Origin of the sequence: Rhodococcus sp. P-2 (assembly GCF_016598535.1) — a bacterium.
GTDB classification, from domain to species: domain Bacteria; phylum Actinomycetota; class Actinomycetes; order Mycobacteriales; family Mycobacteriaceae; genus Rhodococcus_F; species Rhodococcus_F baikonurensis.
The window spans coordinates 5350918-5375440 of sequence record NZ_CP066779.1 but is presented as its reverse complement, the minus strand read 5'-3'; the positions used below and the strand labels follow the sequence as shown (position 1 = coordinate 5375440).

27 protein-coding genes and 2 riboswitches are annotated in these 24523 nt (G+C 62.5%); of the genes, 18 read left to right on the top strand and 9 right to left on the bottom strand.

Translation table 11 applies throughout. The annotated features are described in order from the left end of the window. Nucleotides 1–5 precede the first annotated feature (5 nt). From I7X09_RS25010 to I7X09_RS24975, 8 genes are all read right to left on the bottom strand, one after another. Complete coding sequence (locus tag I7X09_RS25010) at nt 6–602, bottom strand: alternate-type signal peptide domain-containing protein (RefSeq protein ID WP_200314194.1); 597 nt, start codon at nt 600–602, stop codon at nt 6–8. Beyond that, complete coding sequence (locus tag I7X09_RS25005) at nt 602–2182, bottom strand: signal peptidase I (protein WP_200314192.1); 1581 nt, start codon at nt 2180–2182, stop codon at nt 602–604. Before I7X09_RS25005 ends, I7X09_RS25010 begins: the two co-directional genes overlap by 1 nt. A 5-nt stretch (nt 2183–2187) precedes the next feature. Then, entirely contained in the window at nt 2188–2790 is a 603-nt protein-coding gene (locus I7X09_RS25000) for a SipW-dependent-type signal peptide-containing protein (protein ID WP_200314190.1), read from the bottom strand. After that, nucleotides 2774–3418, bottom strand: a complete 645-nt coding sequence (locus I7X09_RS24995) for a signal peptidase I (protein WP_200314188.1) — start codon at nt 3416–3418, stop codon at nt 2774–2776. The genes I7X09_RS25000 and I7X09_RS24995 overlap by 17 nt, the downstream gene beginning before the upstream one ends. Next, nucleotides 3415–3984 (bottom strand): hypothetical protein, encoded by a 570-nt coding sequence (locus I7X09_RS24990; RefSeq protein WP_200314186.1) that lies wholly within the window; start codon nt 3982–3984, stop codon nt 3415–3417. Before I7X09_RS24990 ends, I7X09_RS24995 begins: the two co-directional genes overlap by 4 nt. A 4-nt stretch (nt 3985–3988) precedes the next feature. Next, nucleotides 3989–4546, bottom strand: coding sequence for an alternate-type signal peptide domain-containing protein (locus I7X09_RS24985; RefSeq protein WP_166810618.1), 558 nt, complete (start codon nt 4544–4546; stop codon nt 3989–3991). A gap of 287 nt (nt 4547–4833) precedes the next feature. Then, entirely contained in the window at nt 4834–5649 is an 816-nt protein-coding gene (locus I7X09_RS24980) for an HAD-IIA family hydrolase (protein WP_029254768.1), read from the bottom strand. Nucleotides 5650–5686: 37 nt separating this feature from the next. Continuing rightward, complete coding sequence (locus tag I7X09_RS24975; protein WP_200314184.1) at nt 5687–6454, bottom strand: sulfite exporter TauE/SafE family protein; 768 nt, start codon at nt 6452–6454, stop codon at nt 5687–5689. A 199-nt stretch (nt 6455–6653) separates the two neighbouring features. After that, nucleotides 6654–6748, top strand: a riboswitch (SAM riboswitch). A 191-nt stretch (nt 6749–6939) separates the two neighbouring features. On the opposite strand from I7X09_RS24975, the gene I7X09_RS24970 reads away from it, so the two are divergent. The 15 genes from I7X09_RS24970 to I7X09_RS24905 all read left to right on the top strand — a co-directional run bounded on the left by I7X09_RS24970 (nt 6940) and on the right by I7X09_RS24905 (nt 21897). Beyond that, nucleotides 6940–7914, top strand: a complete 975-nt coding sequence (locus I7X09_RS24970; RefSeq protein ID WP_095972405.1) for an amino acid ABC transporter permease — start codon at nt 6940–6942, stop codon at nt 7912–7914. Next, nucleotides 7911–8696 (top strand): amino acid ABC transporter ATP-binding protein, encoded by a 786-nt coding sequence (locus tag I7X09_RS24965; protein WP_050655070.1) that lies wholly within the window; start codon nt 7911–7913, stop codon nt 8694–8696. Before I7X09_RS24970 ends, I7X09_RS24965 begins: the two co-directional genes overlap by 4 nt. Nucleotides 8697–8730: 34 nt before the next feature. After that, entirely contained in the window at nt 8731–9702 is a 972-nt protein-coding gene (locus I7X09_RS24960) for an ABC transporter substrate-binding protein (protein ID WP_166810620.1), read from the top strand. 10 nt (nt 9703–9712) lie between these two features. Continuing rightward, a complete protein-coding gene (locus I7X09_RS24955; RefSeq protein ID WP_200314182.1) occupies nt 9713–10822 on the top strand; it encodes an FAD-dependent oxidoreductase in 1110 nt (369 codons plus the stop codon). Between the two features lie 8 nt (nt 10823–10830). Beyond that, nucleotides 10831–11421, top strand: a complete 591-nt coding sequence (locus tag I7X09_RS24950) for a GNAT family N-acetyltransferase (protein WP_172436670.1) — start codon at nt 10831–10833, stop codon at nt 11419–11421. A 17-nt stretch (nt 11422–11438) separates the two neighbouring features. Beyond that, nucleotides 11439–11533, top strand: a riboswitch (SAM riboswitch). After that, nucleotides 11527–11631 (top strand): putative leader peptide, encoded by a 105-nt coding sequence (locus tag I7X09_RS29785; RefSeq protein WP_019749498.1) that lies wholly within the window; start codon nt 11527–11529, stop codon nt 11629–11631. Its footprint overlaps the riboswitch before it by 7 nt. Before the next feature lie 137 nt (nt 11632–11768). Next, nucleotides 11769–13409, top strand: coding sequence for an ABC transporter substrate-binding protein (locus I7X09_RS24945; RefSeq protein WP_095972402.1), 1641 nt, complete (start codon nt 11769–11771; stop codon nt 13407–13409). Between the two features lie 2 nt (nt 13410–13411). Next, complete coding sequence (locus tag I7X09_RS24940) at nt 13412–14410, top strand: ABC transporter permease (RefSeq protein WP_095972401.1); 999 nt, start codon at nt 13412–13414, stop codon at nt 14408–14410. Then, nucleotides 14403–15293 (top strand): ABC transporter permease, encoded by an 891-nt coding sequence (locus I7X09_RS24935; protein ID WP_200314180.1) that lies wholly within the window; start codon nt 14403–14405, stop codon nt 15291–15293. The genes I7X09_RS24940 and I7X09_RS24935 overlap by 8 nt, the downstream gene beginning before the upstream one ends. After that, nucleotides 15290–16912 carry a dipeptide ABC transporter ATP-binding protein gene (locus I7X09_RS24930; protein WP_200314178.1) on the top strand — a complete coding sequence of 541 codons (1623 nt, stop codon included), beginning with the start codon at nt 15290–15292 and terminating at the stop codon, nt 16910–16912. The genes I7X09_RS24935 and I7X09_RS24930 overlap by 4 nt, the downstream gene beginning before the upstream one ends. After that, nucleotides 16899–18017 carry an LLM class flavin-dependent oxidoreductase gene (locus tag I7X09_RS24925; RefSeq protein ID WP_200314176.1) on the top strand — a complete coding sequence of 373 codons (1119 nt, stop codon included), beginning with the start codon at nt 16899–16901 and terminating at the stop codon, nt 18015–18017. The genes I7X09_RS24930 and I7X09_RS24925 overlap by 14 nt, the downstream gene beginning before the upstream one ends. Nucleotides 18018–18041: 24 nt before the next feature. Further along, the gene (locus I7X09_RS24920; protein WP_200314174.1) at nt 18042–19412 is read left to right on the top strand and encodes an NtaA/DmoA family FMN-dependent monooxygenase; all 1371 of its coding nucleotides are present in this window, start codon (nt 18042–18044) and stop codon (nt 19410–19412) included. Next, the gene (locus I7X09_RS24915; protein ID WP_200314168.1) at nt 19409–20233 is read left to right on the top strand and encodes a DUF1684 domain-containing protein; all 825 of its coding nucleotides are present in this window, start codon (nt 19409–19411) and stop codon (nt 20231–20233) included. The genes I7X09_RS24920 and I7X09_RS24915 overlap by 4 nt, the downstream gene beginning before the upstream one ends. Continuing rightward, a complete protein-coding gene (locus I7X09_RS24910; protein ID WP_200314167.1) occupies nt 20230–21372 on the top strand; it encodes an LLM class flavin-dependent oxidoreductase in 1143 nt (380 codons plus the stop codon). Before I7X09_RS24915 ends, I7X09_RS24910 begins: the two co-directional genes overlap by 4 nt. 27 nt (nt 21373–21399) lie before the next feature. Then, a complete protein-coding gene (locus I7X09_RS24905; protein WP_234036704.1) occupies nt 21400–21897 on the top strand; it encodes a nucleoside deaminase in 498 nt (165 codons plus the stop codon). Between the two features lie 30 nt (nt 21898–21927). Here I7X09_RS24905 and I7X09_RS24900 read toward each other — a convergent pair whose 3' ends face one another. After that, nucleotides 21928–22869 (bottom strand): alpha/beta hydrolase, encoded by a 942-nt coding sequence (locus I7X09_RS24900; protein WP_003944347.1) that lies wholly within the window; start codon nt 22867–22869, stop codon nt 21928–21930. Nucleotides 22870–22984: 115 nt separating this feature from the next. Between I7X09_RS24900 and I7X09_RS24895 the strand changes: the two genes are divergently transcribed. From I7X09_RS24895 to I7X09_RS24885, 3 genes are read left to right on the top strand one after another with little or no spacing between them, the layout of a single operon-like run. Next, a complete protein-coding gene (locus I7X09_RS24895; RefSeq protein ID WP_200314165.1) occupies nt 22985–23704 on the top strand; it encodes a hypothetical protein in 720 nt (239 codons plus the stop codon). Further along, on the top strand, nt 23704–24177 hold the full coding sequence (locus I7X09_RS24890; protein ID WP_003944375.1) for an RDD family protein: 474 nt from the start codon (nt 23704–23706) through the stop codon (nt 24175–24177). Before I7X09_RS24895 ends, I7X09_RS24890 begins: the two co-directional genes overlap by 1 nt. Beyond that, nucleotides 24174–24521 (top strand): YidH family protein, encoded by a 348-nt coding sequence (locus I7X09_RS24885; protein WP_003944317.1) that lies wholly within the window; start codon nt 24174–24176, stop codon nt 24519–24521. Before I7X09_RS24890 ends, I7X09_RS24885 begins: the two co-directional genes overlap by 4 nt. The last annotated feature ends 2 nt before the right edge of the window (nt 24522–24523 follow it).

Genomic DNA, 24523 nt, shown 5'->3' with positions numbered 1-24523 from the left:
GCGTTCTACGGTGCAGGCGTGAGACCCAGTTGTTTGACGTCGATCGTCAACGCCGTCGTATTCATCGTGAGTCCCGAGCTGGTGGTATCGCTCGGGTAAATCGTGAACAGCACCTGCGCCGTCAGATTGGTGTTGTTCAAGGCCGACGTGACCGCTATGAGATTCGGCGTCGGTGCCGTGCTGTCGTACAGAAGATTGTTGTTCTGATCCGTGACGTACGTGCGAAGGTCGATGTTGGCGGCTGCGAGCCCGCCACTCAACTTGGTCTTGTCGACCGTCACATTGGCTCTCAACCGGGGACCGGTGGCCAAGACCTTCGAATCGCAGAAATACGTGTAGTTGAATCCGGGCTTGAGTCGGTAGGTAGTGATGTCCGGGATATATACGAGTGGATTCGGATTGGTGGGCGCGTTGACGTAGACCTGCGAATACCAGCCCCCGCCGCTCGTGGTCACGCATGCTCCCAGATCCAGGGTCCCGGACTGGACAGCGGCGCTCGTCAGGGTCGTACTGTCCGTCCATTTCGCCAATGTGCCCGAGCCGCCGAGCAATACAGCTCCGGCCGCGGCGACTGCCATGGCGGCTTTCGTCGTCTTCTTCATCACGGCACCAGCGCCTTGATTTCGTCCGGAAGTTCGCTCGGGGCAGGAGATTCGGCCCAGACTCCCGTTGATGTGTCGATGACGGTGACTCCGGACGTGGTGATCACGTACAACTGATCGGTACCGGTGAGCCAATGCAGTACAGCGTCATTGTCCACGGCACCCCGATACACCTCGGTGCCTGATGAATTCGACACGGACACAACGTTTCCACTGGCAGTCGAGAGCTTCTGGGCGCTGAGGCCGGTCGTGGTTGCCGGGGCACCGATGGGAACCTCGCTCGGGGTGGTCGTGATCGGTGGCACCGTTGTCGTTGTCGTTGTCGTCGTCGGGGGCGCCGTAGTTGTAGTCGGTGACGAGGTGGTTGTCGAAGGTGTAGTTGTGCTGGTGGTTGTCGTGGCCTGCAAGGTTGTTGATGCGCTCGGAGTAGTCGTGGGTGAAGGTGTGGTCGAACTGACTGCTGCGGTGGAAGTGGTGGTCGTCGCACTCGGAGCTTGTGCAACCAGCGCCGAACGAGCGGCCGGTGCTGAGGCTGCCGTGGTTCCGCTCGTGGGTCCGGATACACACGCCATGTCATTGAGGATGATGAGCAGTGTCGAACTGCTGATGCGGTACCCGGTGTATTCCGGTGTCACGTAAGTTCCAACGAGTCCGTGTAATTCGACGTCGTAGTTCGTGTTCGACAGGAGAATCCCGCCGCTCGGCAGATCGGACAACGTCAGGGTCGTCGAGAGGCCGGTCACGTCTCTGATCAGCGGAGGTTGGGTGGTGTTGGTTGCGTTTCGGACGATGATTCGAAATGTATCCGTGGCAACGCCAGGCCAAGCGAGCAGGACGGAAGTTCCCTTGTCCGAGCAGGTCATTGACGCGGGAGGTTTCGGAAAGCTTGCAGCAGTGGTGAACGAAATGCTTCCCGCTGTCGCCGTGCCCGTGAAGGCGGCCTGTGTTCCGCCTATGTTCGCAATGCCCGTCACGCTGAGACCGACCGTTGCCAACGCGACGATTGCCTTGAAGGCGTGGGAATCGCCGTGCGCGTCGTGACGATCCAGCCTGGGTTCCCCTTCATCCGGTCCTTTCCGTGGGCGAAATGCGATGTACAGCAGTCCTCCGACGGCAATCGCACCAAGCACAAGCCCACTCGGTCCGGACAGCCAGACTGCCACGTAGCCGAGGCGGTTGATGCTGAAGAAGACGCGATCGGCTTCGGTGATGACGTAGGGATCGGGGTCGGCGATCGGATTTGCATCACCACGCAGTTGCGCGACGGCAAGGTTGTTGCCCTGCTGATCTATCGATTCCACGCGATGGGTGATGCGCGTGCCTTGGCTGTCGTAGACGCTGAGGATGTCACCTACCTGAACTTCCGAAGCGGGTACTGTGCGCGCGAATGCGAGAGCGCCGGTATCGATCGTGGGTGACATCGATCCACTCTGAAATATCAGCGGAGTGATGCCGAACACCAGACCGGCGATGAAGATGACGATGGACGCCAAGCCTGCGAGGGCTCCCAGAGTGAGTAGCACTTCCCATATCCGGTTCGGCATCGAGACCTTTGCACGTGCTTTCGTGTGTCGGGACATTGCCATCACACCTTTGCCGTGAAGGTCAGGACGATGTTCGACGTGCTGTTCGTCGGTGGTGTCGGTGTTGTCGGAAGCTGCACCGAGACACATAGATTCTCCGTCGCCCCGACCGGCAGTGGGCGGTCGACGGCACCGATGGCTTGATTCGCGGTGAGTGTCAGCGCGAGCGAGGAGACCACGTTGGTGCCGTCAGTGCACTTGTTGGCAACAGTTCCGCTGGAGGAAACCGTCATACGTAGAGAGGTCGTCAACGCACCACTACTCGTCGACGTAATCGTGTACTTCAGTGGGACAGTTGCCCCCGTGCCCAGATTGTTGACCTTGATCAGAGCGGTATTCGAATCACCGGGAATCATTCCGGACTTGCCAAGCTCGCTGAAATTCAGGGACTTGGTCAAGGTGGGCTGGGCAGTGCTGTTCAACTGCAGGTTGATCGACCCGGTCGTGATGTTTCCCGAAGTCGCAGTCGCGGAAGACGTCCAGGCCGCGAGCGTGGTCACTCCGCCGACACCAAGCACCATCCCCAGCGCGAGCAGCGCGCGAAAGCGCGTGCTGGTCAACAGGTGACGAATCCGGTGAGCCGGACGGTCAGGGCGCGAGGGCATCGTGCTGGCCTTTCTCGATCTGGGCGGAGTCGATGAGGTTGGAAGCTGCAGGGTCAGGAGCCAATCGGGCACGAGCTCGCTCCTTCCGGCCGTCACGGATGCCGCTGATCATCATGTAGGCCGCGTACAGCAGTAGTGCCGTCACGACGATCACCACGATCACGGTGCGCTGCTCTCCGGTGAGCCAGGTGTTGACGTAGCCGAGATACGGAAGGCTGTACCAGACCTTTCCCCGGATCTGTACTGGCCGTACTTCTTTCTCGTCGCGTTCACCGTTCGCGTCGCCCTGGGTGATGAAAGTTCGTTCACCCTTTTGGTTTTCACTTGTGGCGATGATCCGGTGCGTGACGACGGTCGGCTGACCCGATTCCAGCTGGTACGTAATAGGTGTACCGATCCCCAGTTCGGACGGATCGACAGGTTTGACGACGACCAGTGATCCAGGGTTGTACGTCGGGCGCATCGAACCGGTCAGAATCGTGAAGCGCTGCGCTCCCGCGAAGAAGGGGACGACAATGGTTGCGACGATGACTGCCGAAATTGCCAGCAGCAGTGTCCAACTGACGATAGAGGTGACCCACCACAGAGGGCCGGTACGTTCACCGCGTTTGGTCGAGTGTTTCGTCATGCCGCCCCTGCCTGGAACGTGAAGGTGGCCTTGTTCGTCTGACCGGAGACCGCACCAGAGTCCACCGCGACCCGCAGACACAGGACGTAGGTGCCACCGGCTGCGAGCGGAGTCGGCATGTACGCGGGGGAAACCGGGTACTGTAGCGATGCATTCATCGATCCGGACGTCAGTGGGGTCACTGCCGGAGCCGCGGTGTTGACGCCGGTCGGGCAGGCGCCTTCGTTGTCGACTCCGTACGTGGTCAACGTGAATCCCGGAAGTGGCGTGGTCGTCGACTGCATTCGCCACCGCAGAGGATCAGCCCCCGAATTCTTGACGGTGAGCGGAGCTTGCACCGTGTCTCCCGGGACAACGGGCGTCGTGGCCGTCGTCAAATTTGCCAGGGTGTACGCCGCACTGGTTCCGGCCGAAGTACCAACGGTGAGGTTGACGCTGGCAGCGGTTGCGGTCCCACCACTCGCGCTCGCCGAATCGGACCACAGCGCGAGCGACTGCTGTGACGATGCGAACACCGCTACAGCAGCCACCGCGACTGCGATCGCTCCCCAGACCTTTTTCCTCATGAAATTACGGAGCCGGTGTCAGTGCTGTCTGAGTGACGACCAGCTTCATCGCAGACAAGTTCAGCGACTGGTTCTGCGCGACCTGGTTGGCCACCTCGGTGAAGTTCAGACGGACTCCGACGTGCACGATCGTGCCGTTCTGCACCTTGGTGATCTGGGAAATCGGGTTGCCACCAGCGTCCTTGATGGTCGTAACCGGCTGTACAGCGGCGGCAAGTTCGGCACTGTTGGCACCTGGAACGATGCCGGCCGTATCAGCGGTCAGAACAGCCGCGAGACGATCGCCCACCGCGGTCACTGTGACGTCGCAGGTGTATTCGATGCTCTCGGTGGTGACGATGCGGTAAGCCGAGATGTTGGTGATCGCGGTCTTCGTCGGATTGAGGGAGTTCCAACCGCCGCCGACCGGTGCGCAGGCGCTCAGGTCGAGTGCACCGGAAGTGACGGGTCCGCCGCCACTGACGTCGGCCGAGTCGCTCCACACAGCGAGCGAGCCCGCACCGCCGAGGAGGAGGGCGCCGGCCGCCGCAGCAGCGATCGCGCCCTTGGTCTGCTTCTTCATGAAAATCTCATTTCATGTCTGGGACCCGAAATGGGTCGTTCAGACATGAGTATCAGCCACGGCAAACGATTCGTTACTACTTTTTCTCAAATTTCTTTTTGGACTGTGATCCACCTATCGCCGGGGGTGTATTCGCCTCTGACCTGCGAATAACTATCAGTACGCAATCTTCCTACGAAAGAAACCGCTTGTTTGTCCATCTGGACAAAGTGGACGAGTCGGATCCTGGCAAATCTGGTGTTTTTTACCAGTTAATTACCGACTCGCGGTTTTGTTTTGCAATTGAATCAATTGTTTGCGGTGCTACGGAATGGATCGGTTGTCATTCCTACAAGATCGGCGACCGACTCGAGAACGACTGTGGGTCGGTACGGGAAGAGCTCCACCGACGCGCGGGTCGAGATCCCGGTCATCACCAGAATCGTCTGCAGTCCGGCTTCGAGGCCGCAGACGATGTCGGTATCCATGCGGTCACCGATCATCAACGTGTTGGCCGAATGAGCGCCGATGGACCGCAGGGCCGACCGCATCATCAAAGCGTTGGGCTTGCCGACGTAGTAGGGATCGCGCCCGGTTGCCTTGGTGATGAGGGCGGCGACGGAGCCGGTGGCCGGCAGCGAGCCGTCGCGCGACGGTCCGGTCGCGTCGGGGTTGGTGGCGATGAACCGCGAACCACGCTCGACCAGGCGAATCGCGGTGGTGATCGCCTCGAACGAGTACGTGCGCGTCTCACCGAGGACGACGTAGTCGGGGTCACTGTCCGTCAGGACGTAACCGATATCGTGCAGGGCAGTGGTCAGGCCCGATTCGCCGACCACGTAGGCGCTTCCACCCGGCCGTTGGTTCGCCAGGAACGTCGCGGTGGCGAGCGCTGACGTCCAGATCGACTTCTCCGGGATGTCGAGACCCGAATTGAGCAGACGTGCTCGCAGGTCACGCGGGGTGCGGATGGAGTTGTTGGTGAGCACCATGTACGGGATGTCGTTCGACGCCAGCTCTGCCAGGAACGTGTCCGCTCCGGGTATCAAGTGCTCCTCGTGGACGAGAACCCCGTCCATGTCCATGAGGTAGGTCCAACCGGTCTGATCTTCTGTACTGGTCATGTCTCCAGTATGTGCGGGAGCCGCCCGATGTGGGCGGTCAAGCGAGAAGTCGCCACAGCCCGATCAAACCGACGACGACAATCGTATAGCGAAGTGCGGTGGGGGACAGGCGCCGTCCGTAGCGGGCACCCAGAACGCCACCCGCGAGTGAGCCGACGGCGATCAAACCGGCTGCTGCCCAATTGATCTGGTCGAAAGCCAGGGTGATGTACATTCCCGCTGCAACGATGTTGACGAGCAGTGAGAGCAGGTTCTTCGCGCCGTTCATGCGCTGGAGGGTTTCCGGGAGGATGGCACCCATCACACCGATGAGGAGGATGCCCTGCGCGGCAGTGAAGTAGCCGCCGTAGATCCCGACCGCAAAGGTGCCCACGGTCAGGAGCATCAGCCTTGTGGTGGACAGCGTCGTTTCCTCGGTGGAACGCTTCTTGGCCCAAGCCTGGATGCGTGGTTGGAGGAGGACGAGTGCGAGAGCCAGGATCAACAGCACCGGCACGATGGTCTCGAACAGTTTCTCGGGTAGATGCATGAGCAACCACGAGCCGAGGAAGGCACCGGCGAGCGACGCCGGAATCTGCCAGCGCAGGCGTTCCCACTGCCCGGACAACTCACGCCGATAGCCCCATGTGCCCGACACTCCGCCGGCGACCAGTCCGACCGCGTTGGACATGGTCGCGGTGACCGGTGGCATGCCGAAGGCGACCAGGGTGGGGAACGTGATCAGTGTTCCACTGCCGACGACGGCGTTGATCGCGCCCGCGCCGATGCCGGCCAACAAGATGAAGAAAGCGTCGAGTCCACTCACTCCGCAGACGGTACGGCAGGTGCGAAGTCGGTCCGGACGGCGGTCCCGGTCTTCATTCGAACACTCCATTCAACACGGCGGTCAAGGCTTTAGGCACCGTTGAAATCAGTGCGATTTCAACCTGATCGACCTTTCATTTCCCTTGCAGTGCAGGGAAATACAACATTTGACGACTCGGCAATTCGCGTCTAGTCTTTGCTCACCATCCAGAGCGACCGAGAGACCTGGCTCGTCGACGTCGCAGCAACCCCCCGAGTGATCGGGAGCGGGTGCTACCGCCAGGACCGATGGAAGGCATCACATGGGTTCCACTTCGCACGCTCCGCACAGGCGCCGTCACATCGATCTGTGCCGCACGGCTTCGTGTCACTGTCGCTGACCGAACTGTCGTCTTCGTAACTCGAGTGCATTTACTCGAGCACACAGCTGCGTTCCCATTTCCCGAAAGGTCTATTCGTGATGTCCACTCCGTCAGGTAGTGCGCCGTGAGCGCGCCCACCGATGTCCGCCCCGAAAAGTCGGTGGCCGAGCCGCAACTTCCCGACTCGGAGCTTGTCGTTGCTCGTACCTGGCACCCGCTGCGCTGGGTGATCAGCGCGGTCGTACTGGTACTGCTTGCCCAATTCATTCACGGACTCGTCGTCAACCCAGGCTGGGACTGGCCGACGTTCGCGCAGTACTTCACCGCGAAATCCGTGCTCGCCGCGTTGTGGGTGACGATCAAACTGACCCTGTGGGGGACGATCCTCGGATTCGGTCTCGGTGTTTTCCTGGCACTCGGCCGTCTGTCGAAGAACCCGGTCCTGCAGGTGATCGCCTGGACCTACATCTGGGCCTTCCGCTCCATTCCGCTCATCGTGCAGTTGCTCTTCTGGTTCAACATCACGTACCTGTACCAGACGCTTTCTCTCGGAATACCTTTCGGACCCGAGTTCTTCACCTTCCAGGTCAGTGGTGTGATCGGCGGATTCACCGCAGCGGTCATCGGTTTGGCGCTGCACCAGGCCGCGTACTCGGCCGAGATCATCCGTTCCGGAATCATCTCGGTGGATCACGGTCAGATCGAAGCTGCTCACTCGCTCGGTATTCCGCGCAGTCGCCAGTTCTTCAAGATCGTTCTCCCTCAGGCGATGCGGGCCATCCTGCCCAACGCGGCAAACGAGGTCATCGGACTGTTCAAGGGAACGTCCATCGTCTCCACCATGGCAATCGCCGAACTGTTCTACCAGGTGCAGGTCATCTTCGGACGCAACGGTCGAGTTGTGCCGCTGCTGATGGTCGCCACCATCTGGTACATCATCCTGACGACGTTGCTCTCGATCGGTCAGTACTACGTGGAGCGCCACTACGCCCGTGGATCTGCCCGTGCCCTTCCGTTGACGCCGATACAGAAGGCGCGCAAGAAGTTCGAAGAGATTCGTGATGCGCGTCTCGATATTCCGAGAGGTGCGACCCGATGACCGCAGAGTTGGCCGAAGAGACGGTGTACGCCGTCGAAGCGCGCGGCATCCACAAGTCGTTCGGCGCGCTGGAAGTACTTGCCGGTGTCGATCTCCTGGTCCGCAAGGGCGAGGTGACTGTCATTCTCGGTCCGTCGGGTTCCGGCAAGTCCACTTTGCTGCGTACCCTCAATCACCTCGAGAAGGTCGACCGCGGGACCGTACGGATCGACGGAGAACTGATCGGGTACCGGCGCAAGGGAAATCGGCTTCACGAACTGCGTGACCGCGAGATCCTGAAGCAGCGTTCACACATCGGATTCGTGTTCCAGAACTTCAACCTGTTTCCTCACCTGACTGCGCTGGAAAACGTGGTGGAAGCGCCGCTCTCGGCCCAGAAGCGTGATCGTGACGAGGTGTACCGCGAGGCCCGCGCACTGCTCGAGCGAGTGGGGGTGGGGGACAAGGCAGACGAGTATCCCCGTCAACTCTCCGGTGGTCAGCAACAGCGCGTGGCGATTGCGCGAGCTTTGGCACTGAGGCCGGCGGTCATTCTCTTCGACGAGCCGACGTCGGCGCTCGACCCGGAACTGGTGGGCGAGGTTCTCGAAGTCCTGGCTCAGCTGGCTCGTGACGGCGCCACCTTGGTGATCGTCACGCACGAGGTCGGATTTGCTCGGGAAGTGGCGGACACCGCGGTCTTCATGGACGGCGGCGTCATCGTCGAACAGGGCCCACCTTCACAGGTGATCGACAACCCGGTCCACGAACGGACCAAGGCTTTTCTCTCCCGCGTCCTCTGACGCGACCTAGACACATTCCCGAAAGGAAAAATTGATGTTCTCCCCATCCCGTCGCGCGACCTTCCTGATCTCGGCTATCGCCACAGTCGGACTGCTCAGCGCCGCGTGCAGCAGTGCGGACGCCGAGTCGGACGGTGGACAGGTCACTGCCGCTGCGGGTTACAACCTCACAGCCGACCAGAATCGCATCACCACCGACAAGGTGGATTCCATCGCCGCCGAGGTTCCTCAGGCGATCCGCGACCGCGGCACACTGCGAGTCACCGGTAGTGCCGGTTCCGCTCCGCCGCTTCGCTTCTACGCCGACGACGACACCACCCTCATCGGCTCCGAGACCGATTTCGCCTACCTGATCGGTGACGTTCTCGGTTTGAAAGTCGACCTGCAGACCGCAGACTGGGCACAGAACTTCGTCCGCATCGACTCCGGTGAGGCCGACGCGTTCCTCTCCAATGTGACTGTCACAGAGGAGCGTAAGGAGAAGTACGACTTCGCCACCTACCGACTCGACACCCTCGCTTTCGAAGCCAAGAAGGGTGCCGGAATTTCCATCAAGGAACCCAAGGACGTCGCGGGCAAGAAGATCGCCGTCTCCTCGGGCACCAATCAAGAAGCGCTGTTGGTCAAGTGGAGTGAGCAGAACGTCGCGGCCGGCCTGGCGCCCACCGACATCTCCTACTACCAGAACACCACCGACTACTACCTGCCCCTGCAGTCCGGCCGGATCGACGCCTACTTCGGACCGAACCCGTCGTCGCAGTTCCACGCCAAACAGTCGGGTGAAACCGAAGTTGTCGGTGAGTTCTCCGGTGCAGGCGACACTCTGCAGGGGCAGATTGCCGTGCTGGTGAAGAAGGACAACGGCCTGATCAAGGCAATCAACGACGCGATCAACCACACGATCGAGAACGGCACGTACCAGCAGATCCTCGAGCGCTGGAACATCACCAGCGAAGCCGTCGACACGTCTTTGATCAACCCGCCCGGCCTTCCGAAGACCAAGTGAGCTCTCGTCCATGAGTGAGATTCTCGATGTGATCGTCATCGGCGGAGGACTCGTCGGGTCCTCCGCCGCATGGCGGCTCGCGGCGCGCGGACGTAGCGTCGTTCAGTTGGAACAGTTCGGGCCGGGGCACAAGCACGGTGCGTCGCACGGTACGTCGCGCATCTACCGTCAGGCGTACGACAATCACCTGTACACAGGGTTGGCGGCCGACGCTCTGCCGTTGTGGCGGGAGTTGGAGGCCACGACGGACATCGGGTTCCTGGAACTGACCGGTGCCGTCGATCACGGTCTGCCGCAGGCAGTGCAGTCCAAGGCGCAGATACTTCTCGAGGCGGGCATCAAGGGCGAGATTCTCACTCCTGCCGAGGCGTCCGCCCGCTGGCCGGGGCTGCGATTCGACACCACCGTGCTCCATCACCCCGATGCGGGCCGGTTGCACGCGGACCGAGCCGTGACCGCGCTGAAAGCGGGAGCGGTGTTCGCCGGTGCCGAGGTCCGTCACGACGTTCGGGTGTTGGCGCTTGCACGTGCGTCGTACGGCGTGGACGTGGTGACGGACGGCGGAACACTCGCAGCTCGTCAGGTCGTGATCGCCGCTGGTGCGTGGACTGAGGACCTGATCGCAGACAGCTGTCTCGGTTCCGAGATCGTGCTGCCGACGCTACGCACGACACAGGAACAACCGGCGCACTTCGCACCGCTCGATCCCGGAGTCGAGTGGCCGAGTTTCGTTCACCACACCGGTGCGCAATTGGAGACTGCGGGGATCTACGGACTCGGTTCCGAGGACGGCATCAAGATCGGTGAACACGCGACCGGGCCGGTGGTGACTCCGCAGACCCGTGACTACACCCCTGACTCGGCCGGAGAGCAACGATTGGTGGAGTACGCCGAGTCGTGGTTGCCCGGCGTCGATTCCACCCGGGTGGAATCGATCACGTGCCTGTACACGAGCACACCTGACAGTAACTTCGTCGTCGACCGAGTCGGCGCCGTCACGGTGGCAGCGGGATTCTCGGGGCATGGATTCAAATTCGGTCCGGCCTTGGGTGAACTCGTGTCGGACCTTGTCGACGGAACCACTCTCGCTCCGGAAGTTTTTCGGCTGGGGGAGCGTTGACCAGATTCATGGAGGAAAGTGTTGTGGCACTGGAGCTCGGGACTCGGCAGCTCGCGGGTATCGGCGCGGTAGAGGTCTACTCGGTCTCGCAGGACGACCCCTTGGCAGCTCCACTGATCGCGGAGTTGGCCCTCGAATACAGTTCACGTTACGGCGGGACTCGCGAAGCGATGCTCGAGGATCTCACGACGTATCCGGCAGAAGAATTTGCATACCCACAGGGAGCGCTGTTGGTGCTCACCCACGACGGCCTGCCGATCGCAGGCGGTGCGTTTCGTCAATTCGATTCCACCACTGCGGAACTGAAGAGAATCTGGACGTCGGTCGACTATCGGAAGCGTGGCCTCGGCAAGGCCGTCGTTCGTGAGTTGGAACGAGAGATCGAGCTTCGCGGATACAGTCGGGTGTTCCTCACGACGGGGCCTCGGCAACCGGAGGCCGTCGCGCTGTATCTGTCCAGTGGATACACACCGCTTTACGACGCTTCGCTCTCGCCCGAAGAAGTGGGCGTCCACCCGTTCGAGAAGCAGCTTCGGGTGCTCGAAAATGTGACTCGAGCAGCAATTCCTACCGACCGGGTTGACAACACCCGGGTTTGACCTCGTACACTTGCGAACGACCATCCAGAGCGACCGAGAGACCTGGCTCATTGAAGTCGCAGCAACCCCCCGAGTGATCGGGTGCGGGTGCTACCGCCAGGACCGATGGAGGAACACGAAATGAAGGCAGTCGAAGGCGGTTTCGATACCGCCTGGTCGCGTCGTCACGTAGACCTGTGCCGCACCGCGGGATCTTTCTGTACCAACTGACCTCGGTCAGTCATTCACACTCAGGCGAGTCGTCGACAAGTCTGTTTTCTTCTCTCTCACAAGTGATTCGTGCTCGATCGCCTTTTTCGTCTCAGGCGGCGGGTGCGCTCTTCGGCATGCCTCTTTAGGAGTTCTTGGTGTCTTCGCCCTCATTCGGTGCCCGTAAACGCGCGACCGTCATCGCCGGTATCGGTGCTGTCACGGTTCTCGGCACCGTCCTCGCCGGTTGCAGCAGCAACGGAAGTGACAGCGCGGCCGACGCGGGTCCCGCGCAGTCCGGCGGAACCCTTCGCTACGGACTGTCACAGGCGCCGACCTGCGCCGATCCGGCTCAGGCCGGCAGTAACCAGACCGTGTATGTCACTCGGACCGTGGTGGATTCGCTGACCGATCAAAATCCCGACACCGGAGAGATCACCCCGTGGCTCGCCAAGAGTTGGGAGATCAGCCCCGACGCCGCGAGCTTCACGTTCGTTCTTCGCGACGACGCCACCTTCAGCGACGGCACCCCGGTGACGGCGGATTCGGTGAAGAAGACCTTCGACTCGGTCAAGAATCTCGGACCGAACGCGTCGTTGGCGAAGAGTTACCTGTCCGCGTACACCGGTACCGACGTCGTAGATGCCCACACGGCGAAGATCAATTTCTCCGGACCCAATGTTCAGTTCCTGCAGGCAACTTCGACGCCGCAGCTCGGGATTCTCGCAGATTCCACCACCGCGCTGGCTTCCGAGCAGCGTTGCCCCGGTGCAGCGGTGATCGCGTCCGGCCCGTTCGTCTACACCGACTGGCAGCAGGACAAGAGCGTCAAGATCGCCAAGCGTGCGGGATACAACTGGGCATCGGACGCGGTCGCGCATCAGGGCGAGGCCTATCTCGACGGCGTCGACTTCACGGTGGTCCCCGAATCCGGTGTGCGGGCAGGCAGCGTGGCCTCCGGCCAGCTCGATGCGGTCAGCGATGCGCTTCCACAGGATGCGCCGCAGATCGAGGGCGCAGGTGGACGAATCCTCACAAGGCCGAACCCGGGTGTGAGCTTCTTCTTCCAGCCCAACGTCAGTCGCGGCGTTCTCGCCGATCAGGCTGTTCGCCAGGCCATCATCCCCGCGATCAACCGCCAAGAACTCGTCGATACCGTTCTGGATCCGTCGTTCTTCCCGGCCACGAGCCCGTTGGCTCACACCACTCCGCTCTACAGCGACGAATCCAGTGTCGTGACGTACGACGCCGACAAGTCGGCGAAGCTCCTCGACGCGGCCGGTTGGAAGACCGGCAGCGACGGTATCCGCGAGAAGGACGGGCAGAAGCTCACTTTCAGCGTCACCTTCAGTCCGGTGTTCTCGGGTAACCAGGCCATCCTCGAGCTCGTACAGCAGCAGCTCAAGAAGGTCGGCGTCGACCTGCAGCTCAACCTGGTCTCGAACGGTGAATGGACCGAGAAGGGGGTGTCGGGTGATTACGATTCGCTGTACTACAACAGCACTCGCGCGGATGCCGACATCCTGCGGGCATCGTTCAGCACCGAGGGTCGCAACCTGAACCGCCGCGGCGCAGATCCGGAGCTCGACAAGGTACTCACAGACCAGCTTGCAGCCACGGACAACGGCCAACGCGGCGAACTGGTATCCACCGCACAGGAATTGATCCTCGACCGTGGACTCTCCATTCCGACCATCGAACTCTCGCAGGCTATCGGCGCCGGATCGAGTGTGCAGGACCTGAACTTCGAAGCCTCCTCACGACTGCAGTTCTACGACGCATGGTTGTCGGGTAAGTAATCATGACTCGATACGTACTCACCCGACTGGGCCAGGCCGCAGTGGTTCTGTGGGCCGCCTTCACCATCTCGTTCGTGATTCTGTTCCTCTTGCCGAGCGATCCGGTCAGCATGGCTGCCGACTCGTCCGGTCAGGGTGTTGCAGTGGATCAGGCTGCCCTCGATCAGCTTCGGGCACGGTACGGCTTGGACCAGTCGGTGTGGGTGCAGTACTGGACATCGCTGACAAACGCTCTTCGCGGTGATTTCGGTACGTCCATCTCCACCGGCCAGTCGGTGACGGACGCCATCTTCTCGGCGCTGCCCAGCACTCTGGTGCTGGCAACCACCGCTTTGGTTCTGGCCGTGTTGTTCGGAGTGGCGATCGCATTCTTCGCTACCTACACCCGCAAGCGGTGGCTCGCGAACCTGTTGTTCTCGCTGCCGCCGCTGGGTGTGGCGGTGCCTACTTTCTGGGTGGGCTTGATTCTCCTGCAGCTCTTCTCGTTCCGTCTGCACATCTTCCCGGCATTCGGCGACAAAGGTTTCGCAACGGTGATTCTTCCGGCGATCACCTTGGCGATCCCGACCGGCGCGGTGATCGCGCAGGTGCTCACGACCAGCCTGCAGTCGACGCTACGTTCGCCGCACGTGGAGACTGCGTACGCCAAGGGCGCGAGCCGATGGCGCGTGCAGACCCGTCACGCGTTGCGACTGGCGAGTATTCCGGCATTCACCATCGCCGGAGTGCTGGTCGGCACGCTACTGGCCGGCTCGGTGGTCGTGGAAACGGTGTTCTCCCGCGCGGGCGTCGGGCGTCTGACTCAGACGTCGGTGATGGCGCAGGACATCCCGGTGGTGCAGGGAGTCGTCGTGTTCGCCTCTCTCGTGTTCGTGCTCGTCAACCTCGCGGTCGACCTCTTCTACCCCTTGATAGATCCACGGATCATCCAGACGAAGAAGAGTCACACCGAAAAGTCGAATATCGAAAGCTCGACCGATCTGGAGCCGGCCCATGTCTGACACATTGATCGAACCCCTACTCCTCGATCCGAGCGTCGAGGCGAAGGAGCCAGTGGTTTCACGCCGAAGGTCCACTGCCATCGGTTGGATCCGCAAGCCTGGTCTGGTCATTCCGGTGCTGATCGTGTTGCTTGCGATCGGCTTTGCCGTCGCACCCGGATTCTTCGCCAGTGGCGATCCGCTGTCCGGTGTCCCTGCCGACAAACTGCAGGGCCCGAGCCTGGCTCACTGGTTCGGAACCGACAATCTCGGACGTGACCTCTACACACGGTTCGTGCACGGTGCCGCGCTGTCCCTGACCGCGACCTTGGTCGCGGTGGGAATCGCATTGGTGGCGGGATCGCTCATCGGTCTGCTTGCGGGTTTCGTCGGTGGTGTCGTCGACGCCGTGCTGATGCGCATCGTCGACGTTCTGCTGTCCATTCCGGCGCTGCTGCTTTCGTTGGCATTGGTGACCGCACTCGGGTTCGGCACCATCAACGTCGCCATCGCGGTCGGCGTCAGCATGGTCGCGAACTTTGCGCGAGTGATGCGTGCCGAAGTGATGCGGGTGCGCGGCGCTCAGTACGTCGAGGCCGCGTTCAGTTCGGGTGTGCAGTGGCTCGGTGTCCTGCGTCGGCATGTGCTGCCCAACTCCTACGCGCCCGTGGTCGCGCTGTCCGCAGTCGAGTTCGGGCAGGCTGTGCTTGCCGTGTCGGCACTGAGCTTCTTGGGATTCGGCGCCGTTCCACCTACCCCTGAATGGGGATCGCTGGTATCCGAGGGACGCAATTTCCTCGCCAATGCCTGGTGGATGACAACACTTCCCGGTCTCGCGATTGTCGCCGTGGTCATCTCGGCACACCGAATCGGCCACGAGATCGAAAGGAACAACCGACGATGAGCACGACCGAGGATCAGTTGCTTTCCGTCACCGACCTACAGATCTCCTACGGAAACGAGCCCGCGGTATCCGGCGTGAGCTTCACCGTCGGCCGTGGTGAAGTAGTTGCGGTGGTCGGGGAATCGGGTTCGGGTAAGTCGACCACGGCCCACGCGATATTGGGTCTGCTCGCCGGCAGCGGTCACGTCACCGGCGGGACCGTCGAGTTCGAAGGTGAACGAATCGACTCGTACTCCGACCGTGCGTGGCAGCGAATCCGCGGCGCGCGTGTCGGTTTGGTGCCGCAGGATCCGACGACTTCGCTCAACCCTGTAACGCGGATCGGCGACCAGGTTGCCGAAGTCCTGCGGATCCACGGCCTCGCCGACCGTCGCAAAGCGCGGTTGGACGCCGTCGAGGTGCTCGAGCGCGCGGGTATCGACCGACCGGAGATCCGAGCACGCCAGTACCCACACGAGCTGTCCGGCGGTATGCGGCAACGAGTTCTGATCGGAATCGCGCTCGTCGCGAACCCGGCCCTCATCATCGCCGACGAGCCGACCAGTGCTCTCGACGTCACGGTTCAACGACGCATTCTCGACCATCTCGACGAGCGGATCGCCGAATCCGGTGCCGCCGTGCTCCTGATCACGCACGACCTTGGAGTGGCCGCAGATCGTGCGGACCGGATCCTGGTCATGCAGGGCGGCAGAATCGTCGAATCCGGCCGTACCGCAGATATTCTGGACAACCCGCGACACGAGTACACGAAGAAACTTCTCAACTCGGCTCCGAGCCTGTCCTCGGGACCGGTCGATCGCCCGGTCCGCCAGGACACGAGCCCGCTGTTGACGTTGACCGGAATCACCAAGCGGTTCAACGTCGGACGCGGGAGTTCGATCACCGCGGTGAACGAAGTATCGCTGACTGTTCCGCGGGGACAGACCGTCTCGCTGGTGGGGGAGTCGGGCTCGGGCAAGTCGACCACGGCGCGCATCGCCGTGCGATTGGAACAGCCGGATGCCGGCACCATCTCCTTCGACGGCCACGACATCACGAAGGTCAAGGGCAGCGACCTGCGCGAGCTGCGTCGAAAGATCCAGCTCGTGTACCAGAACCCCTATGCATCGCTCGACCCGAAATTGTCCGTCCAGGACATCGTGGCGGAGCCGCTGCGGGCCTTCAAGGTTGGTGGAGGCAGCCAGCAGCAGACTCGTGCAGCAGAGTTGCTCGATCAGGTTGCACTTCCCGAGCAGTTCCTCAGTCGCAAGCCTGCCGAACTCTCGGGCGGTCAGCGTCAACGGGTGGCGATCGCCCGCGCGCTCGCGCTGAAGCCGGACCTGCTCGTTCTCGACGAACCGGTATCCGCTCTCGACGTCTCGGTGCAAGCGCAGATTCTGGCTCTACTCGACGAGTTGCAGCGAGAACTGTGCCTGACCTATCTCTTCATCTCCCACGATCTGGCGGTAGTTCGCCAGATCAGCGACGTCGTCGGCGTCATGCAGGCCGGGAGATTGCTCGAAATCGGCACTACCACCGAGATTTTCGACAATCCCCGAAACGAGTACACCCGCACACTTCTCGACGCGATCCCCGGGCGGGATCATTCGACACGAAAGGCCGAACATGTCCGAGCGTAGTTCCGGAGCATTCCTGGTCGGCCTCGAATTCGAGGGCACCGGCGCTCATCCGTATTCCTGGCGGCGCGAGGACTCACGCGCCGAAGTTCTGTTCACGCCGTCGTACTGGGTGGACCTGGTGACCGCCGCGGATCGGGGTGGCGTAGACCTGGCATTCCTCCCGGATTCTTTCGGACTGCAATCCGAGGGCCGGCACGCCGTGCGGGGCAGGTTGGAGGCTGTGGCGACTGCAGCGCGGCTCAGTGCTGTGACCTCGCGTATCGGCCTGATCCCCACGGCGACGGTCACACACACCGAACCGTTCCACATCTCGAAGGCCGTCGCGAGTATCGACTACTCCTCCGCGGGGCGGGCCGGCTGGCAGGTCGCGGTGTCCGACACCGCCGAGCAGGCAGCATTGTTCGGCCGGAAGGCGGTGCAGGCTCCGGAGTCCGCGTGGGAAGAAGCCTCCGAGGCGATCGAGGTGGTCAGCCGGCTGTGGGACAGCTGGGAGGACGACGCCGAGATACGTGACGCGGCGAGCGGACGATTCATCGATCGCGACAAGCTGCACTACATCGATTTCGAGGGAAAGAACTTTTCCGTCAAGGGTCCGTCCATCACACCGCGCTCCCCGCAGGGGCAGCCACTGATCGCCGTCGACGCCAGTCGACCGGAGGCTCGCGACCTCGCTGTTGCGCGCGGAGATCTGATTCGGATCTCGGCAACCGACCTCGGTGAGGCGAAAGCCACGGCCAAGCTGGTCCATTCGAGTGCCGCTGCCCTCGGGCGAAGCGTCAGGGTTCTTCTCGATGTCGACGTTCTTCTCGGCGCCGACCGCGGAGCGGCCGACGACGCCTTGGCCGAACTCGAGGAATGGGCGGGAGCACCGTACACCCCGCACTCGCTGTTCTATCGCGGTGACAGCGCGGGTTTGACTGCGCTGCTGCGCGAGATCGGTGGGCTTGCCGGGGTCGACGGAGTAGTTCTGCGCCCGCTGGCACTGGCCGCCGCAGTGGAAAAGATTGCGACGGACGTGGTGCCAACTCTCAATCCGCGACCGAGTATCGCCCCCACGCTGCGCGAGCGGTTGGGCTTCGAGTTGCCCGTCAATCAGTTCGCGTAGCGCGAGAAAAGAACAGGAACACCGATGACACAGAACAGGATTCGCAAGCAAGTTCATCTGGGCGCTCACTTCCCCGGCGTGAACAACACCACGGTGTGGACCGATCCGGCGTCCAAGAGCCAGATCGAGTTCAGCTCCTTCGAGCATCTCGCACGCAGTGCCGAACGCGGATTGTTCGACTTCTTCTTCCTCGCAGAGGGTTTGCGCCTACGCGAGCATCAGGGCAAGATTCACGACCTCGACGTGGTCGGTCGCCCCGACACTTTCAGTATTCTCAACGCGGTTGCCGGAGTGACAACGCATCTCGGCCTGGCCGGGACGATCAACACCACGTTCAACGAGCCGTACGAGTTGGCCAAGCAGTTCTCGACGCTCGATCATCTCTCCGAGGGCCGCGCCGCCTGGAACCTGGTGACCTCCTCGGATGCATTCACCGGCGAGAACTTCCGCCGCGGTGGGTATCTGGAGCATGCCGAGCGGTATGCACGAGCCAACGAGTTGGTCGACGCAGTGCGGACGCTGTGGGACAGTTGGAGCATCGATCGTCCGATCATCGACCGTGAGCGCGGTATTTTTGCCACCGACCAGCAGGTCGGCCAGTTCCAACACTCCGGTAAGCAGTTCGACATCGCCGGACGCTTCGAGGTTCCTCGGAGTCCACAGGGGCACCCAGTTCTGTTGCAGGCAGGGGACTCCGACGAAGGACGCGAGTTCGGCGCGGCCAAGGCGGACGCCATCTTCACCGGACACGGAACGCTCGAAGCAGGCAAGGCCTTCTACGCCGACGTGAAGGGACGCTTGGCCAAGTACGGACGCACGCACGCAGACCTCAAGATTCTCCCCGCTGCCACCTTCGTCCTCGGTGACAACGCCGCGGACGCACAGGAGAAGGCGTATCACATTCGTCGGCAGCAGGTCGGGCCCCAGACTGCCATAGCTTTTCTCGAACAGGTTTGGGGCAGAGACCTTTCGCAGTACGACGCCGACGGCCCCTTGCCGAAGGAAGATCCGTCGGACGACGTCAACATCACCCGCGGACGCGTCCGGCACGTCAAGGATCCGCGAGCGGTCGCCGATCAGTGGCGTGCGAAGGCGGAGGCCGAAAACCTCAGCATCCGTGAACTCATCATCGAAGTGACTGCCCGCCAACAGTTCGTGGGCAGTGCCGCCGAGGTGGCTGCCGAGATCGACAGCTACGTCCAGGGCGACGCGAGCGACGGATTCATCCTCGTTCCCCACCTCACCCCCGGTGGCCTCGACGAGTTCATCGACACGGTCGTACCGGAGCTGCAGGACCGCGGCAGTTTCCGCACCGAATACTCAGGAACCACCTTGCGCAGCCATCTGGGGCTGCGCCACCCGCACGAGCAGGCTGAAGGAGTCCGCGCATCATGACCGTTACCGACACGTCCACCAGCACCTTCACCGGCGATTGGAATGTTTGGCATGCCTCGCGCGACGCCACCTTCAGTGAGCCACTCGGCTGGCTGAGCTTGACTGCGTTGCACTGGCTGGTGGACACCGATTCCACCTTCGCGGATCTGCCGGGTGCATGGCGCGCCGACGCGAATGCCGTTGTCGTCACCGCGACACCGGCTGACGACCTCTCGATCGACGGTGTCGCAGTGGACGGTTCAGCCACTCTGAATCCGATCGAGGGTGCGCCGGGACTGATCGTCAAGCAGGGTGCACGGCTGGTCGAGGTCATCCGCCGCACCGGTGAGGTGGCACTGCGGATTCATGATTCGTCGGCCCCGGCATTGACACGGTTCAGTGGCATTCCGACCTTCGAGCCGAATCCGCAGTGGCGCATCGACGGTGTCTTCACTGCTTTCGAGGAGGCTCGCACGGTCACGACGGGCGCGGTCGTCGAGCGCCTCGAGCATCATCACGACGCCAGGGGAACCATCGGCTTCGAACACGACGGTGAAACGCACACGCTGATTGCGTTCGCGGGCAAGGACAACGGCTTTCACATCCTGTTCACCGATGCGACCAGTGGTGTGTCCACCTACCCGGCCGCACGCTCGCTGCACGTGAGCGCACCGGAGCCCGGTGGTGCGGTAGTCCTCGATTTCAATCGGGCGTCGAACCTGCCCTGCGCCTTCACCGATTACGCGACGTGCCCCGTCGCTCCCGCCGAGAATCGTTTGCCGTTCGCGGTGGAAGCCGGCGAGAAGACCCCGAATACCCGCGACGGAAGCGCACCGAGGTGAGCGCGCCGCTGTCCGTACTCGACCTCTCGCCGATCAGTGAGGGCGGAACGGCCCGCCAGGCCTTGCGGAACTCGTTGGACCTCGCTCGTTCTGCCGAAGCGTGGGGATACAAGCGGTACTGGGTCGCCGAACACCACTTCGTCGGCGTAGCGAGCTCGTCACCGGCCGTGCTTGTCGGACTGATTGCGGCCGCGACCAACACCATTCACGTTGGCTCGGCCGCCGTGCTGCTGGGCAACAACACGGCAGCTCAGGTGGTCGAGGCCTTCGGTACCGTCGAAGCGTTGTACCCGGGTCGTATCGATCTCGGTATCGGGCGCAGCGGACAGCGTCGGGTGGAGGCACTTCGCGCCGTCGCTGCCGGAACGCCTGCCCCGGCAGAATCGAAGCGGGAGGCGGTCGTGCGTGAGGGCGTCGTGATCCCGGCGCCCTTCGATCCGACCGGGCTACTCACGTCACCGCGCTTGCAGGCGTCGTTCGAGGCGCTGGCCTTTCCGGGAGCGCAGGCGCCCGATTTCGAGCAGCAGGTCGACGACATACTTTCGCTCCTGAACGGCACTCACCGCACCCGTGACGGCATCGACTTGCACGCCAGTCCCGGCGAGGATGCCGACGTCGAATTGTGGGTGTTCGGAAGCAGTGCAGGCCCCAGCGCCGAGCTCGCGGGACGGCTCGGATTGCCGTTCGGTGCGAATTATCATGTGGCGCCGTCGAGTACGCTCGATGCCGTCGAGGCGTACCGCGCAGCATTCCGCCCGTCGGACGTCCTCTCGGAGCCGTACGTGGTCGTGTCCGCGGATGTTGTTGCTGCGGAAGACGATGCGACGGCGAGAGAGTTGGCGTCGACGTTCGGACACTGGACACACAGCATCCGCAGCGGGCACGGAGCAATACCGTATCCCGATCCGGCGACGGCGCTCCCACTTTCCGATGCCGACAAAGCAGTGGTGGAGGATCGGCTGATCACGCAGTTCGTTGGTTCACCTACCACCGTCGCCGACAGGCTCGAGAGTTTGCAGAAGCTCACCGGGGCGGACGAATTGGTGATCACCGGGGTGACCTATCGGCACGAGGATCGCCTGCGCTCGTACGAGCTGCTGGCCAAGGAATGGGGACTACCCGCACTACTCGCAGCATGAGCTCGCCTGGTCCATTAGTGTCGAATGATGTTTTCACCTCGAGATGCGCTTGCGCTTGCTCTTGACGTAGCGCGTGAGGGCATGGAGCTCGGGGAGATGCCGATCGGCGCAGTCGTGTTCGACGACGACCGTGTGCTCGGGCGGGCGTATACGCAAGAACGGGCACTAGGCCGACGGGTAGTCCATGCGGACCTTCAAGCGATCTTGCAGGCCGACGAGGCTCTCGGGTTCACTCGAGCGTCAGGAGAATTGACCTTGGCGGTCAATCTCGAACCATGTCTGATGTGCATGGGTGCGGCGATCACGCTCGGTGTGACCCGGGTGTGGTTCGCTCTCGAATCCCCGAACGACGGCGCAAAGGAACTCGTGGAGCTTTGGGCGCCGCCCGTGGAGCTTCCGTTTTTCTGTAAGCCGCGTGAAGTGCTCGGCGGAATTCGCCGTGACGAATCGCGAAGGTTGTTCGCTGAATACGCCACTGGCACCGGCCCCGCCGGTATGCGGGACTGGGCGCGCAGTCTCACCTGAGGCCACGGCCTGCGATGAGGGCGGCGAAGCTCACGCCCCGATAGCGCCGGCGATCATCGGCCACGACGCACGCATGTCGGCTTCGAAGAGCCCCCAGGTGTGGGTGCCCTCGGGTCGGAAGCTGAACGTCGCGGGAATCCCGAGCTGGCCGAATCGACCTTGCAGAGCGGCGGTGCACATGTTGGTGATGCCTTCGAGCACAGCGCCGGGAACGACGCCGGCAGCCATGGCCAGTGAATTGATTCCGTCCACCGGGCCGGGAAGGCCATTGCCGGTGGAGATGAACAACGCTGTCCCGCGCAGTTTCTCGGCGTTGATCAGCGGGTCGTGCGCAGCCCACTGCGGGCTACCCCACGGACCCCACATGTTGGCTGCGTTGCCGCCGCCGAGTATCTCGACCATCGAGCGCACCGCTGCCTGACCGAGCGGGTCGCCGGCGCGCGGACAGCCACTGTACGAGCCGACGGCGCGATAGGTGCCCGGCGACTGGATCGCGAGGTCCAGAACCGGTCCACCCGCCATCGACACACCGCCCAGAGCGTTGACGCCGGTCGTGTTGTACCGAGCGTTGACCGCCGCCGGTAGTTCCTTGGTGAGGTACGTCTGCCATTTGTTGCGGCCGAGCACCGGATCGTCGGCGTTCCAATCGGTGTACATGCTGAACTTGCCGCCGACCGGCATGACCACGTTGACGTGCTTGTCGTCGAAGAAGTCACGAACTCCGGTGTTGTTGAACCACGAGATTCCGTCCTCGCCGCCGCCGACGCCGGTCAACAGATAGAAGGTCGGCGCGGGGCCACCTCCGGCCGGGGAAATCACGTCGTTGGCGATCCAGCGGTCCATCGACGGGGAGTAGACGTCGATGCGACTGACCACGGAATCCGCGCTCGCGGTCGGCGCGCTGAGGCCGAGAAAGCCGGCGGCCATGGCCACCGCCATCGTCAGCCGAACCGTGAATCGACGTGTCTTCATATTTCCCCCCAGGCGCAAGCCGGACAGCGTATTTGTGCCTTCCAACAGTGGCACAATGCGAAGAGGAGTGACGAATGTCCGGGTAACAGTCGTATAAGAAGATGGAGACAATTGCGTGGGATCGCAGTCGCACCACCCCGAATCCGACGTGATTCGGCTGGCTTTCGGGCTGGCTGCGATCACGGCCGGTGCGGCGCGCAGAACCGCTGGTCTCGCCCTTGATTCGATGCAGCGGATCCCCGTAGTCGGTGGCACCCTCGACGACGCGATCACCCAGGTCACCACTCGCGGCACTGACGCGATCCGCTCGACGGCGGAATTTGCCGATTCCACGTTGAGGACGGTGATCAAAGCTGTCGTCGACGCTGCTCTGGCCGAAGTCGACATCACGAAAATCGTCGTCGACCACGTCGACATCGACAAGATCGCCGAGAACATCGACGTGGACAAGATTGCCGAACGGGTCTCGCTCGAACCGATCATCGACCGGGTCGACGTGGACGAGATCGCGAGCCGCCTCGACGTCAAAGCTGTGATCGACCGTCTCGACCTCGACGGCATAGTCGACACGGTCGACCTCGAACGCCAGGTCAACCGCATCGACCTCGTCAAGATCGCCGACCAGGTCATCGAGGGTGTCGACCTCCCCCAGATGATTCGTGAATCGACCGGTTCACTCTCCACCGAGGCCGTGCACGGGGCGCGCGTGCAGGGCATGCAGGCGGACGACGCTGTCGCCGGGTTCGTCGGCCGCCTGTTCGGCCGCGACAACGCACCGTCACCAGAAAAGCCGTCACCAGAGACCGATCCGAAGACGAACGCAGGCGAACGCTAGTGGCCCAGGAGAGTTCCGGCCCGGCCGGCATCGTCACCCGTGGACTCGCCGGACTGATCGACCTGGGCGTCGTCCTGCTCCTGATGGGTTCCGTGTACGTGGGCTTCGCCTTCGTCCGACTGCTCTTCTCGCCGCAGAGTTTCACGTTCTCGGAACCGGGAATCTTCCTGTCCACGACGGCATTTCTCGGTGTCTCGGTGGCGTATCTGACCGCCTGTTGGGCGACCACCGGCCGGACCGTCGGCTCCCTCGTGATGGGGCTTCGGGTGATCACGTCGGGTCACCGGCTGGTCCGTTGGCCGTTGGCCTTCATCCGAGCGGTGCTCTGCGTGCTCTTCGCCTTCGGATTGCTGTGGTCGGCGGTCGATCGACGACGACGATCGTTGCAGGACATCGTTCTGCGCACCGAGGTCGTCTACGACTGGCGTCAGGACCCGGATCTGGTGGCACCCCACGGAGGCGAGCACGCATGAGTGAACCGAACCGCCCGGACGAGCGATTCACCCTTGCCAGCGAGCGCACCTTCCTCGCGTGGATGCGTAGCTCGCTTGCCCTGCTGGCGGGCGGCATTGCCGTCGTCCAGTTGGTGCCGGAATGGAGTACCGGGTGGGTTCGTACGACTCTCGGTCTGACGCTGATCGCTCTCGCCGCGGCGGCCGCCCTCGTGGGTATGCGACGCTGGCTACAGGTGAAGAAGGCGCTAGAGGACGGAGCGGCGATGCCGGAACCGCACGCATTGTGGCTGTTTGCACTGGCATTGGCCGGGGTTGCCGTCGCAGCCGGTGTGGCAACGGTGGTTACCAGCCTCGCTCGCTGAGA